Origin of the sequence: Taibaiella soli, from assembly GCF_003236175.1 — a bacterium.
In the GTDB taxonomy this organism is placed as follows: domain Bacteria; phylum Bacteroidota; class Bacteroidia; order Chitinophagales; family Chitinophagaceae; genus QKTW01.
Window position 1 is genome coordinate 206,748 of the sequence record NZ_QKTW01000019.1, and the last position, 14,347, is coordinate 221,094.

Here is a 14,347-nt window from a genome sequence, read left to right on the forward strand (position 1 = left end):
AAACACTACAGATGAAATCGGACAGCAATAAAAGCAGTAGCAAAAAAGGCAGCGGTAGAACGGTAAAAGGTTTTTTGGCTGGAATTGGTACAATGGCGGCAATTGGCTTTTTTATACAGGCTAAAACTCCAGATTCGTATTTCGAAACATCTAAAAATCTGGAAATATTCGCCAATCTCTTCAAAGAACTCAATACTTATTATGTAGATCCGATAGAACCAGGCAAAATGGTTAAAACAGGTATCGATGCCATGCTCGATGACCTGGATCCTTATACCAATTATATCACTGAAGCAGATATTGAAGACTATGAATTTCAGACCACAGGAAAATATGGCGGTATTGGAGCCACGATGCGTAAAAAAGGTGACGATATCATCGTAGAAGATGTATATGAAACGAGTCCGGCGCAGAAAGCAGGCCTCCATCCCGGCGATCTGGTTATCTCTATTGATAATCAGCCAATGAAGGGAAAAACAATAGAAGACATTAGTTTGTTACTGAAAGGTTCTCCGGGAACCCAGGTGACCATAAAACTGAAGGATGTTTATTCTGGGGAAGAACAGCAAAAACAAATCACCAGAGGTGAAATCGAGCTTTCCAGTGTGCCGTATGCCGGTCTGGTAGGTAAGGATAAAAACATTGCATTCGTTCGTCTCAACCAATTCACGCCTAATTGCAGCCGTTTACTGCGTAATGCCCTCGATAGCCTCAAAACAGCGCAACCATCTCTGAAAGGTGTTGTGTTGGATTTAAGAAATAATCCGGGCGGCTTACTAGATGAAGCCGTGAATACCTGCAATCTGTTTGTGGACCGCGGACAGCTAGTGGTAAGCACCAAAGGCAAAATGAAAGATTGGGACAAAGATTTCAAAACGAGCGGACCAGTTTGGGATGCACAAATTCCACTGACGGTACTTGTGAACCATTCCTCGGCATCCGCTTCTGAAATTGTTGCAGGCACTATGCAGGATCTGGATCGTGGGGTGGTTATCGGCGAGCGCTCTTATGGCAAAGGTCTGGTACAGACAACACGACCGCTGGAATATAACGCCCGTCTGAAACTCACTACTGCCAAATATTATACGCCAAGCGGCCGTTGTATTCAGGCATTGGATTACACCCATCGCAATGCAGATGGCAGTGTAGGCGCCATTCCTGATTCTCTGAAGAAAGAATACAAAACCAAGGCCGGACGCAAAGTACTGAGCGGCGGCGGCGTTGAACCTGACATGAAAGTCGCAGATAATAGAGTGAGCAAGCTGTCTATCACGCTGTACTCTAAAAATTACTTCTTCGACTATGCCACGCAATATGCAAAAGCACACAAAACAATTCCAAACGCGGGCGCATTTTCATTAACACCTGCGGAATTTACCGATTTCACGAAATGGCTGGAAGGAAAAGATTACTCATATAAGACAGAAACAGAAATTGCGCTGGATTCGCTGAAACAAATCGCCATTCGTGAAAAAAATTATGATGGTGCAAAAAATGAATTCACTGCGTTGCAAACAAAAGTAGCACACGACAAAAAGCAAGATCTGCTAAAACATCAGGACGAAGTAACCCGTTTGCTGGAAAGCGAAATCATTTCCCGTTACTATTATCAGAAAGGCCGTATCGAATACAGCCTCCGCTCTGATGATGATCTGGCACAGGCGCTGAAAATAATTGATCAGCCAACAAATTATCAGGCATTGCTGAAACCTGCTAAATAACGGATCAAGTTTATAACTTAAAAGTGCTTTCAAATTATAAGAGGCTGTCTCCATGAGACAGCCTCTGTTTTTATGTCTTACTATTTGAAGCGCATCTAACGAACAATGCGCAGTTTCGCATAGTTCAGCATGATCTTCTTCTGTCCATGGCCATCTTTAAACTCAATAGCCGCTATACGGTTATTAGCACCTCCTTCGAGTGTGAGAATTTTACCGAAACCAAATTTTTGATGTTCCACTTCCATACCCACTTCCATTGCCATCGGATCATCAGCAATAAAATCGCCTGAAGGCTTGTGTTGTGGTACCGGCGCAGATTTCTGCTGAATTTTTTCCGCCAGTTTTTTTAATGACGGCGTTTTTTCAAAAGCATTGCCATTCTTTGGAATCGAATTGCCAAAACCACCACCTATCTGACTTTGCGCTTTGTGACTTGCACCGGTAAAATTACGTTCAAGATATTCTTCCGGAATTTCATCGACAAAACGACTTGGATCATTCTGTACCAACTGTCCGAAGCGATAACGGCTATTGGCATAAGTAACCCAAAGGCGAGACTTAGCACGTGTGATTACCACATAGAACAACCGACGTTCTTCTTCCAGATCTTCGCGGCTATACATACTCATGGCGCTCGGAAAAAGATTTTCCTCAAGACCTACCGCAAATACACATGGAAACTCCAGACCTTTTGCAGCGTGAATAGTCATCAGCTTCACTACATCCTGATCTTCGTCATTATTATTATCGGCATCTGTCAGCAAAGTAATCTGCTGCAAATAGCTGCCGAGCGATTTATCGAGCAATTCACCTTCTTCATCCGGCGTTTCGGTAAATTCTTTTATAGAGTTGAGGAGCTCCTGAACGTTCTCGTAGCGCGCCAGGCCTTCTACTGATTTATCATTGTACAATTCCTGCACAAGACCAGTGTGTTTACCGACTGCAAAAGCGACTTCATAAGCGTTGCCTTTTTCGAGCATCACCTGAAAACTCTTGATCATCACCACAAAGTTTTCGATAGCCGATGCACCGGCACCTTTAATGCCCAGCATATCCGGGAACTGCAGCATTTCCCACATGGTTTTATCATATTGGTTAGCCGCAATCTGAATGCGCTCAATGCTGGTTTTACCAATACCACGCGCGGGATAGTTAATGATGCGTTTCAGGTTTTCCTCATCCTGCTGATTTACGATCAATCGCAGATAAGCGAGATAGTCTTTGATTTCTTTACGCTGATAAAAAGATACGCCACCTACCAGACGATAAGGAATATTCATCCGGCGAAGACTTTCCTCAAACGAACGGCTTTGCGCATTGGTACGGTACAATACCACAAAATCTTTATTGTGGTAATGATTGCGCAATTTTTGTTCCGTAATTGCGTCTGCTACAAAACGACCTTCATCATTATCCGTCAGCGTACGAACTAAAGTGATTTTTTCACCGAGGTCGTTGCTGGTCCAGAGTGATTTCTCAATCTGGTTTTTATTATTGGCAATTACTTTGTTGGCAACATTCAGAATACTTTGCGTACTGCGGTAATTCTGCTCCAGTTTCACCACTTTCACATCATCATAGTCATCCTGAAACTGAAGAATATTTTTCACCGTTGCCCCACGGAATGAGTAGATACTTTGTGCATCATCACCCACCACACAAATATTTTCATGCACTGCACCCAGCAGTTTGATGATCTGGTACTGCGCTTCGTTGGTATCCTGGTACTCATCGATCAATATATATTTGAAACGATGCTGGTATTTAGCCAATACATCCGGAAAGTTTACCAGTAGCACATACATTTTAAACAACAGATCATCGAAATCCATGGCGCCATTGCGGAAGCAACGTTTTGCGTAAGCGTCATAAATATCGCCGAGCAACGGACGGCTGCTTTTTGCATCTTCTGATGTTATATGCGGATCCAGTTTATAACGCACCGGATCTATCAGGCTGTTTTTGGCGGCCGAAATACGGTTGTAGATAAATGCAGGTTTGTAATGTTTATCATCCAGATTCATATCCTTTACGATATCTCTGATCACCCCCTTGGCATCATCGGTATCATAAATAGTGAAGTTGCTCGGATAACCCAGTTTATTCGCCTCAGCGCGCATAATTTTTGCGAACACCGAGTGGAATGTACCGATATACAGATTACGCGCTTCAGAAGAACCGAGTATCTTTTCGATACGTTCCTTCATTTCCGCGGCTGCTTTATTAGTAAAAGTGAGCGCCAATATGTTGAATGCGTCCACACCACGGTTCATCAGGTGTGCAATGCGGGTAGTCAGTACTTTCGTTTTGCCACTTCCGGCGCCGGCTACAATCATGAGCGGTCCGTTTATATGCTCTACTGCCTCTTTTTGCTGATCATTAAGTCCCTTCAGATATTCTTGCATGCGGCGAAATTAGTTAATTTGGTGAATGGTCAATCGTCAATGGTCAATTCCCTTATTTAACTTATAAATTCTGAGTAAAACAGGTGAGTTACCAGTTGTCCGTTGTGAACCTGATTGTTAGATAGCCTCTTGCCTATCAACCTTTCAATGTATCAACTTTCCTACATATTAATGTATCAATTTATCAACATCTCAACCGCGAAAAAGTTAATATGCTAATAGTTTATGCGTTGAGTGCTGAAATTTAAAGATGCACAGAAAAGACTGATCATTCACCATTCACGATTGACCACTGCCCACCCAGCTCTGTTAAAGAAAATAAAATTCATACATTGAGTAATTATAGAAATTACAACGCTTTATAAATTTGCAGGCAGAGACCAGAAGCTATGTTACGTTTTCAACATGTATTACACTTGCTGGCGCTCGGAGCTATTCCCTTCCTGATTTTACTATTTGTGGGGATGCTTTTCTGGCGCAGAAAGAAACTGAAAAAACTCGGTGACGAATCACTCGTATCCGAACAATTGATCGGGTACATTCCCGGCAGAAACACTACACGTTTTATTTTGCTGAGTATTGCGCTGATTGCAGGCATATTTGGCTGGGCCAATTTACAAATGGGTGCGAAGACCGATAAAGTGCAGCGCAAGGGCGTTGACATGATTGTAGCACTTGATGTAAGTAAAAGTATGCTGGCCAATGATATACAGCCAGACCGCCTGACGCGCGCCAAGCAACTGATCATGCGCATGCTTGATAAAGCAGACAATGATCGTGTGGGACTTGTTGTATTTGCTGGTCGTGCATATTTGCAGGTACCACTTACCATCGACTACAGCGCTATGAAAATGATGCTGGCGACTGTAAAGCCAGACATGATTCCGACACAGGGCACTGTGATTGGTGACGCAATTGATCTTTCATTAAAATCATTTTCGCAGAAAGAAAAAAAATACAAAAGCCTTGTAATCATTTCCGATGGTGAAGATCACGATGAGCATTCGCTGGCAAAAGCCAAAGAAGCAGCGGAAGCTGGTGTAATCATTCATACAGTGGGTATCGGCTCTCCGCAAGGAGTTACGTTGATTGACCCTTCGACCAAAGCACCTAAACTGGATGAGAATGGAAATCCTGTAGTAACCAAACTAAATGAAGCAGAATTGCAGAATATTGCAGCTGCTGGTCGTGGTACGTACAGCTTACTCAATAATACCGACGCTGTCGCAGAAAAAATTATGGGTGAGGTAGATGGTATGGAACAGAAAAATCTTGGCGCAGTTATTTTCACCGACTATAAAAGTTATTTCCAGTATTTCCTGATCATTGCATTTGCAGCATTGCTGATTGAATGGCTGATTCCTGCTGCAACGAAAAAAACAAAACCGACAACAGTATGATGATGGCACGCAAGATAACCGGAACGTTTGCACTTGTCATCGCTGCACTGCCTGTTTTTGCGCAGGAACGCAAGCTGATGAAGGAAGGCAATAATCTCTACGAACAGAAAAAATATAAAGAAGCTGCTGCCGTGTATCAGCAAGCACTGCAAAAGAATCCGGCGTATACACCGGGCTTATTTAATCTTGGCAACGCGCAATATCAGGCGAAACAACTGGATGCTGCCCGCAACACATTGACGACTACCGCGAAAAGCACAAGCAATCCGCTGGAAAAATCAGGCGCACAGTACAACATCGGCAACACATACATGGATGAAAAGAAATGGCAGGATGCCATCGATGCATACAAACAAGCGCTGCGTAATAATCCACAAGATGCAGATGCGAAATACAATCTTTCTTATGCAACTGCGATGAAGAAAAAAGAAGACGAAAACAATAAGGATAAAAAGAAAGATCAGAAGGACAAGAATAAAGACCAGCAAAATAAGGATCAAAAGAATAAAGACAAGAAGGATCAGAATAAAGATCAACAAAACAAAGACCAGCAGAATAAAGATCAGCAAAACAAAGATCAGCAAAATAAAGACCAACAGGATAAAGATCAGCAAGACCAGCATCCGCAACCGAAGCCCGGAAACTTATCGCAGAAACAAGCAGACCAAATCTTAAATGCACTACAGCAGGAAGAAAAAAATCTACAGGATAAAATGCAGAAGACAAAAGGCGTTCCGGTGAAAGTAGACAAAGACTGGTAGCATATTTCAGCACTGTAAATGATAAAACGATAAGCTGTTACATCCGCAAAAATGTAACGGCTTTTTTATTACGCGTCGCAAAAAAACGTTGTGATTCTTTCAACATCATTCGATGATTTCTGTTTGATGAAGCAATCATTTTTTTGATTTTCACTTCTGGTTTGTTCACAAGTTTTCAACATCGTCAGAAAAAAAGTTGCAAGATTTTTTTTTAGTCGGAGAAATTATTTTTAATATTGTGTCAGGATTGTACTTGCTAACCCATCCTTATAAAAGTCCGACGGCATAAAAACCAGTCGGACTTTTTTCTTTTCTGCTGAAACATGCGCCAATTAAGCCTTTCAACGAACCTTCTTTTTTATGTTGCACTATTATCTTTTTTACAAGCCATTTCAAGTGCTCTGCCAGTTTTCTCAGGAGGGTGATAAAAAAACACTCGCGGACTATTTTCCCGGCATTGCAAAAGATATTTATCCGGTCGGCCGATTAGATTATGATAGTGAAGGTTTACTATTACTCACAAACGATAAAGCATTAACACACCGTTTGCTTGAACCGAAGTTTGCACATCATCGCACTTACTGGGTACAGGTAGAAGGTATTCCAGATGCACATGCATTGCAGCAATTAGAACGCGGCGTTATGATCAGTGCGAATGGCAAACAACACAAAACGCTGCCGGCAAAAGTGAAATTGTTTACGGAAGCACCGGAAGTTCCTGAAAGAAATCCGCCCATCCGTTTTCGCAAGGATATTCCCACTTCGTGGATTGCACTGACACTAACTGAAGGCAAGAACAGACAAGTCCGGAAAATGACTGCCGCTACAGGTTTCCCCACACTTAGATTAATTCGTCACAGCATCGGAGATATTACACTTGGCGATTTAACGCCGGGAAATTTTATTGAACTGAATGTGGAAGAAACAAAGAAGCTGACGAGGAATTTGTGAGTTGGTCAATGGTTAATGATGAATGATCAATGTTCGTGAAACGTTAAACATGAAACGTCAATGCTTGCGATCAAACACAGTTTTATTTCGCGAGATGTCTCCTGTCCTAGTCATGACAAACAGGAGTAACTCTTTCCGATTTAAAAGGTTTCCCGCATCCTCACACTTTGTTCAGGACAACACGCATAAGAATCAAAGGCTTCAACTTCGCACAGCCCAACATACGAAATTCTCTCACGGCGACGCAACGGCACAGCACTCTCATTTCGATAATAAACAATTTATGATGCCTGTTTTATCGTTGAATTAAAACTTCGCGTCTCCGTGCCGCCGCGAGAAAGAAAACGATTTACGCCAGGTTCGTTTCGGTTTGATGGCGATATAATTTCGCATAGCGACCGTTGAGTTGCATCAGTTCATCGTGAGTGCCTTGTTCAACGATTTGTCCATCATCCAGCATAATGATCTGATCGAAAACCCAACTAGTAAAAATACGGTGTGTAATTACAATAGCGGTTTTATTGCGGAGATAGTGATTCAGATTACCCAGAATTGTTTTTTCCGTTTTAGTATCCACAGCAGAAAGCGATTCATCCAACAGTAAAATGTTACTGTTTTTGAGCAATGCACGAGCCAGTACCATTCTCTGTTTTTGTCCCCCCGAAAGCATGACACCACGTTCTCCGATTACTGTTTCATACCCCTTCGCAAAAGTGGCTATGTCTTTCTCCAGATCAGCGAGTCTTGCTGCTTCTTTTACTTCAGACTCAGTAGCATCTTCCCGGCCGAATTTAATGTTGTTATAGATGGTATCGGAAAATAAAAAAGCTTCCTGCGGCGCATAAGCAATCTGTGCACGCAACCGCTGCAAATTGAAATCACGAACGGAAACACCATCAAGTTTTACATCTCCTTCCTGCGGATCATACATACGCAGCAACATATGCGCAAGCGTTGATTTGCCAGAACCAGTTTTACCAATAACAGCAACTTTCTGTCCGACTTTGATGTGCAGATTAAAATCATTGAGTGCAAGAATACCCGTATGTGGATAGGTAAACTGAATATGGCTGAATTCGACATCCCCTTTTACAATACTTTCCGTTGCTTTTGCCGGAGAAACAATTTTCGGATCGGTATCTAAAAATTCATTGATTCTTTTTTGTGAAGCCGCAGCACGCTGTGTAATAGAAGCCACCCAACCGATGCTTGAAATCGGAAACATCAGCAGATTGATATAAATCACAAACTCAGCGATATTACCCGGCGTCACGTTCCCTTTGATCGCCATATAGCCACCGATCAAAACCGTAATGAGCATACTCAAACCAATGAATAAGTTCATTGACGGAAAATAAATTGCCTCTGTAAGTGATAAATTGATTGCGCTTTCTTTGTATTGCTCAGAAGTGTTCCGGAAAAAGCCGAGCATGTTTTTTTCCTGCACAAAAGATTTGATCACACGAATACCGGAGTAAGATTCCTGCGCTGTTGTTGTAAGATCAGAAAGCTGCGCCTGAATCTTTTCGCTCTTGCGGTAAATGACTCTGTTCACGAAATAAATAGAGAACGCAAGCAAAGGCAGCGGCGCTACCACATATAAAGTCAGCCACGCATCTACACGCACCATTCCCCAGATACACATCACAGACAAGACAAATAAGTTGACACTATACATGATCGCGGGACCTGTGTATTGGCGTACACGAGAGACATCTTCCGCCATGCGGTTCATTAAGTCGCCGGTAAAATGGGTTTTATAAAAATGAGTATCCAGCTGCTGATAATGATCGTAGATTTCATTCTTCTGATCATACTCTATCAAACGGGACATGACGATGATCGTCTGCCGCATAAAAAACATAAACACACCGCGCAGCAGAGCCAACCCAAGTAACAACAACCCATTCCACAATACGAGCGTGAAAATATAGGACCGCATCCCATCAGCAAGTACCGAATTGGTAACCAGATGGTAGCTATCAATATTCGCCTGCACCTGATCGATCACATTACGGATAACCACAGGCGGCAATACAGCGAAAAGGTTGGAAATAGTGACGAATAAAATGCCCAGCAGCAAACGCCATTTGTAACGGACAAAATATTTATTGACAGCAGCAAGTTGTTTCATACTCAACGCAAAGGTAGTTGATAATGGCTGATCGCTGATTTTCTGATCGCTGATTTGGTGAAACGTGAAAAGTCAAACGTCAATCGTGCCTGGGAAGAGAAATCGGACATCAGAAAATCAGACATCAGCGATTTGAATTGAATACGTACCTTCGCGCAAATTTTTATCATTTATATAATATGAGAGTAGCTATTGTGGGCGCCACTGGGTTGGTGGGCAGCACGATGTTGCGTATCCTCGAAGAACGCAACTTCCCGATTACAGAACTGATTCCTGTTGCATCCGAACGTTCCGTAGGAACCAAGATCAACTATAAGGGCAAAGAACACACGGTAGTGTCTGTAGACGAGGCTATCTCTCGAAAACCGCAACTGGCGTTATTTTCTGCGGGTGGCAGCATTTCCCTGGAACTGGCTCCAAGATTTGAAGCAATCGGCTGCTATGTAGTAGATAATTCATCTGCATGGCGTATGCATCCTGATAAAAAACTGGTAGTTCCTGAAGTGAACGGTCACGTGCTGAAACAGAATGATTATATCATTGCAAATCCAAACTGCTCTACGATCCAGATGGTGATGGTATTACAGCCATTACATAAAAATTACGGCATCAAACGCGTCGTAGTAAGCACTTATCAATCCGTGACCGGCACTGGCCAGAAAGCAGTAAAAGAACTGCTGGACGAGCGCGCAGGCGGCAAAGGCGATGGTGTATATCCACACCCGATTGATATGAACGTACTGCCGCATATAGATGTCTTTCAGGACAACGGTTATACCAAAGAAGAAATGAAAATGGTGTTGGAAACCTGCAAGATCATGGGTGACGACAACATCAAGGTAACAGCAACCACTGTACGCGTACCAGTAATGGGTGGACACAGCGAAAGCGTAAATGTGGAAATGAATAAAGATTTCGATGAAACGACCGTTAAACAGCAATTTAGTGAAATGCCAGGCGTTACCGTAATAGACAATCCGTCTAATAATGAATACCCAATGCCATTGTTTGCAGCAGGTAAAGACGATGTCTTCGTTGGCCGTATCCGTCGCGACTATTCACAGCCAAACACTTTAAACTGCTGGATTGTGGCTGATAACCTGAGAAAAGGCGCCGCTACGAATGCGGTTCAGATCGCAGAATACCTGCATCTTCAGGGCTGGATTTAATACGCAAATCCACCCTGTCATACTATTGTAAATAATTGTATCTAATAGACTAATGGTGTAGCAAGGGGTTACCTTTGTTGCACCAAATTTTTTTCTGCATGAAATTGAGACCTATACTTTTAACGGCCGCCGCTGCATTTAGTTTACAAGCCAATGCCCAAACATGGGTAAGCGATTCAGTAAACACTACTCCGGGCTATGCAAATGATGTCTATTACAGCATGGACAACGGATCTGTAAGCAGCGTTCCAAATACGAACTGGCATTTTGGCTTTCAGATGGTGCCACAATCAGGACCAAGCTCTACGGCAGGTATCATCGCGAATCATGTAATGGGCAAGGTATCTGTTTACTCTATCAACAAACAAGCTACCGGCAATTTCGCTACGCTCACAGCAAACGATACTGTTGGCAAAATGAGCAACCCTCTGTACAACTCAGATACAGCATGGGGTTATGGCGCGTTCAACCAAAACCACGATCCGTCTAATCTGTTTGATTACGGCTGGGGACAATACAACCAGACGACACACTACCTGAATGGTGATTCTATTTATGTTGTCAAAGTAGATACCGCAACGTATAAAGTTTGGATGCAGGAATATGTTACTTATCCAAACGATTCTATCAGCTGGACTTTCCGCATTGCAAGATTTGACAACAGCAGCGATACTACAATCCTCGTTCCACGTCACGCAAACGGATTCGATTTTACCAATCGTCAATTCGCATACTTTAATGCAACTACCAATACAATTTTAGACCGCGAACCAGGCCGCGACACATGGGATATCCTGTTCACACGTTATGACGACAGCGCATCTCAAGGCCCGATGTTCCTGGCACATTATCCTGCTGCCGGCGTATTCAGCAACATGAACACTACTGTTGCAGAAGTACACAATATCAATCCGGATACAGCTGGCATCAACCAAAACTATTCTGCCAATACAAATGAAATTGGTTACGACTGGAAACATTATGACCAGACTACCAACACATGGAGTATCGACAGTACCGTTTATTTCATCAAAAATGGCACAAGTGCTTATTACCAACTGCAGTTTACTGGTTTCGGTGGTTCTGCTACCGGCGTATATAATTTCCGTAAACGTACCCTGGTTCCTACTGCAGTAAAAAATATCACTGCCAATAATGTAAATGCTGTAGCAATCGTTCCGAACCCTGCTCAAAACCAGACAGCGGTAATGATTGATGCATCAGAAAATGTTGGTAGTGCACGTATCATCGTTGCAGACCTGAACGGCCGCCTGTTGCAGAACTACGCTGTAACTGTAAACAAAGGCATGAACGGTTTCGCGATCAATACAATGGCAATTCCAACCGGCATGTACATGGTAACTGTTTCCAACGGCAGCTGGAAAGTAACAGAAAAACTGATGGTACAACACTAGTCTGTGTCACACTGATCTTTAAAAATAAATAAGCGGTTCAGCTATCAGTGATGGTAGCTGAACTGTTTTAAAAAAGAAGAATGAAAACGATTGCGCACTTGCTTTTTGTGTATGTTCTGGTACTGTTGTCGATTGATGCAGTAGCGCAAAATATTTTTGTAAAAACAGAAGACGGAACAAATAACACACCTGTAGCATTGGCATACGTCAATGTATATAACGGTGAAAAGAATGTTCCCGCACAAACCGTGCAAACCGATGATGCAGGTAATGCTATGGTATCTTTATCATCATTTCCTTGTCATATCACTATTTCCGCCTTAGGCTACGAATCATACACACAAACGTTCGAGGCCTATCCTTCCAACAAAGAAATTAATATAGCGCTTACCCGCAAAAATACGGGGCTGAATGAAGTAGTAGTGACCGGCCTTACACGTCCTACTCAGTTGCAAAACGCGCTTTCTCAATACCGCATTATTTCCAGCAGCACACTTCAGGCTCAGGGAAGCATTACACTTGCAGACGCCCTCAGTACACAACTCAACATGAACGTGAACAACGACGCCATACTTGGTGCAAACATCACGATGCAGGGTGTAACCGGCGATAAAGTAAAGATATTGATTGACGGCATGCCCGTTAATGGCCGTGAAAATGGCAACGTGGATCTGGGACAGATCAACATGAGCAACATAGACCATATAGAAATTGTACAAGGCCCGATGAGTGTGGTGTATGGAAGCGACGCACTGGGTGGTGTCATCAATCTGATTACAAAAAAGAATACGCGTCCGTTTTCGCTCAACGCAGGTTTCAACTATGAATCAGTTGGTAAATACAATGTTGATGTAAACGGAAGTATCAAGATCAAAAAAAGAAACCAACTCAGTATTGGCCTTGGCCGGAATTTCTTTCAAGGCTGGAAGTACAACGATACGCTGGTGAAAGCACAGGGCAACAATAACATGTATTTCCCTTATCATCGTAGCCTGCTTTTCAAACCGAAAGAACAGTATTTTCTTAACCTGGATTATGTATACACCGCGCCCTCCGGCTTTAGACTGGAGCTCGCAAACGATTTCCTCAACGAAAAAATAACAGACCGTTCAGCACCGAGTTCTTACAGCTCTTTTGGCTGCACCGCGCTGGATAATGTCTATAAAACCACCCGTTCACAAACCCGTTTCTTCATGGATGGCAAACTTGGCAAAACCGGTCATTGGCAAAGCCAAAATAGCTACTCACTGTATTACCGGATCACCAATTCTTATGTGACCGATCTTACAACCATGAATGAAACATTGGCACAAGGCACACAAGGAGCACAAGACACTTCACGCTTTGATGACATTAATCTCCGCGCCAATTATAACAACAAATGGCATAAGCTCGATTATACAGCAGGTTATGATGTGCTGCTGGAATACGCGCAAAGCACCAAGATCCAGGATGGCCGCAACAATATACAAGACTATGCCGCGTACACCAATCTGTCTATGCCTTTTGCCAATGACCAGCTGGTCGCACAAATGGGCTTACGCGCATCATACAACACACAGTATTCAGCACCTGTAACACCATCATTCAATTTACTGTATCACCTTAACGATAAAGTACAGTTACGGGCATCTTATGCACGCGGATTCAGAGCGCCAACGCTGAAGGAATTATATCTTGAATTTATCGACGTCAACCACCATATCATTGGCAATCCCGATCTGAAAGCTGAGACTTCGCACAACATGCAGGTTTCAGGCTCTTACCAGTTCTATAAAAAAGGAGCCGATTACGCACAGGTAATCGTAACCGGATATTATAACGATATCAACAATGAAATTACGCTGGTCTATGATGGCCCGGCAAATACAAACACTGCCGACTACACCTATGGCAACGTCAATCATATGCGCAATGCAATTGCAAATGTTATGACGGATGGCCAATTGAAAGATCTGCATGCACAACTGGGATACGCCTATACTTACACATTCGCAGAAACTGGCCAATACAGTGCTTACAGAGTATCAGAAATCACTGCTAATATCCAGTATGCCTGGGCAAAACCAAGACTTAAATTTTCTCTGTTTTATAAATTCTCCGGATCACAACCTGCCATGCAGCAAAATGGCGATGGTACTGTTACATTCAACGGCACCACCCCTTCTTACAATATGATGGATGCTTCTGTTGAAAGAAAATTCTGGAACCGAAAAATTTCTATCGTGGCAGGCGTGAAAAACATTTTCAACGTAACACAGCTTACACCTCAGGATGCGGTAGCAGTTACATCCGCTAACCCACACGGTGGCAATGGCACGCTCAGTTTTCTGCCAAGAAGATTCTTTACAACGATCCGTTTGAATCTTTATTAAATCTCTGATGACTAAT

Annotated in this window: 9 protein-coding genes; 7 read left to right on the forward strand and 2 right to left on the reverse strand. The window is 42.9% G+C overall.

The features are described 5' to 3' along the window. Positions 1-11 precede the first annotated feature (11 nt). Positions 12-1,721, forward strand: a complete 1,710-nt coding sequence (locus DN068_RS14930; protein WP_110999732.1) for a S41 family peptidase — start codon at positions 12-14, stop codon at positions 1,719-1,721. 95 nt (positions 1,722-1,816) lie between these two features. Here DN068_RS14930 and DN068_RS14935 read toward each other — a convergent pair whose 3' ends face one another. Next, positions 1,817-4,126 carry an ATP-dependent helicase gene (locus DN068_RS14935; protein ID WP_110999733.1) on the reverse strand — a complete coding sequence of 770 codons (2,310 nt, stop codon included), beginning with the start codon at positions 4,124-4,126 and terminating at the stop codon, positions 1,817-1,819. Positions 4,127-4,515: 389 nt separating this feature from the next. Here DN068_RS14935 and DN068_RS14940 point away from each other — a divergent pair, with 389 nt between their 5' ends. From DN068_RS14940 to DN068_RS14950, 3 genes are all read left to right on the forward strand, one after another. Next, on the forward strand, positions 4,516-5,526 hold the full coding sequence (locus tag DN068_RS14940) for a VWA domain-containing protein (RefSeq protein WP_110999734.1): 1,011 nt from the start codon (positions 4,516-4,518) through the stop codon (positions 5,524-5,526). Then, a complete protein-coding gene (locus DN068_RS14945; protein ID WP_207798951.1) occupies positions 5,523-6,287 on the forward strand; it encodes a tetratricopeptide repeat protein in 765 nt (254 codons plus the stop codon). The genes DN068_RS14940 and DN068_RS14945 overlap by 4 nt, the downstream gene beginning before the upstream one ends. Positions 6,288-6,647: 360 nt before the next feature. Further along, positions 6,648-7,238: a pseudouridine synthase gene (locus tag DN068_RS14950; protein ID WP_110999735.1), complete on the forward strand. Its 591-nt coding sequence runs from the start codon at positions 6,648-6,650 to the stop codon at positions 7,236-7,238. Between the two features lie 349 nt (positions 7,239-7,587). Here DN068_RS14950 and DN068_RS14955 read toward each other — a convergent pair whose 3' ends face one another. Next, positions 7,588-9,372 carry an ABC transporter ATP-binding protein gene (locus tag DN068_RS14955; RefSeq protein ID WP_110999736.1) on the reverse strand — a complete coding sequence of 595 codons (1,785 nt, stop codon included), beginning with the start codon at positions 9,370-9,372 and terminating at the stop codon, positions 7,588-7,590. A gap of 179 nt (positions 9,373-9,551) precedes the next feature. On the opposite strand from DN068_RS14955, the gene DN068_RS14960 reads away from it, so the two are divergent. The 3 genes from DN068_RS14960 (at position 9,552) to DN068_RS14970 (ending at position 14,331) form a co-directional block, all read left to right on the forward strand. Next, complete coding sequence (locus tag DN068_RS14960; protein WP_110999737.1) at positions 9,552-10,541, forward strand: aspartate-semialdehyde dehydrogenase; 990 nt, start codon at positions 9,552-9,554, stop codon at positions 10,539-10,541. A gap of 98 nt (positions 10,542-10,639) precedes the next feature. Next, a complete protein-coding gene (locus tag DN068_RS14965; protein WP_110999738.1) occupies positions 10,640-11,956 on the forward strand; it encodes a T9SS type A sorting domain-containing protein in 1,317 nt (438 codons plus the stop codon). 80 nt (positions 11,957-12,036) lie between these two features. Beyond that, positions 12,037-14,331: a TonB-dependent receptor gene (locus DN068_RS14970; RefSeq protein WP_110999739.1), complete on the forward strand. Its 2,295-nt coding sequence runs from the start codon at positions 12,037-12,039 to the stop codon at positions 14,329-14,331. Positions 14,332-14,347: the final 16 nt, after the last annotated feature.

Coding starts and splice junctions, on each gene's coding strand:
- DN068_RS14945 (WP_207798951.1), top strand. CDS start 5,523: ATGATGATGGCACGCAAGATAACCGGAACGTTTGCACTTGTCATCGCT.
- DN068_RS14940 (WP_110999734.1), top strand. CDS start 4,516: ATGTTACGTTTTCAACATGTATTACACTTGCTGGCGCTCGGAGCTATT.
- DN068_RS14960 (WP_110999737.1), top strand. CDS start 9,552: ATGAGAGTAGCTATTGTGGGCGCCACTGGGTTGGTGGGCAGCACGATG.
- DN068_RS14930 (WP_110999732.1), top strand. CDS start 12: ATGAAATCGGACAGCAATAAAAGCAGTAGCAAAAAAGGCAGCGGTAGA.
- DN068_RS14970 (WP_110999739.1), top strand. CDS start 12,037: ATGAAAACGATTGCGCACTTGCTTTTTGTGTATGTTCTGGTACTGTTG.
- DN068_RS14955 (WP_110999736.1), bottom strand. CDS start 9,372: ATGAAACAACTTGCTGCTGTCAATAAATATTTTGTCCGTTACAAATGG.
- DN068_RS14950 (WP_110999735.1), top strand. CDS start 6,648: ATGTTGCACTATTATCTTTTTTACAAGCCATTTCAAGTGCTCTGCCAG.
- DN068_RS14935 (WP_110999733.1), bottom strand. CDS start 4,126: ATGCAAGAATATCTGAAGGGACTTAATGATCAGCAAAAAGAGGCAGTA.
- DN068_RS14965 (WP_110999738.1), top strand. CDS start 10,640: ATGAAATTGAGACCTATACTTTTAACGGCCGCCGCTGCATTTAGTTTA.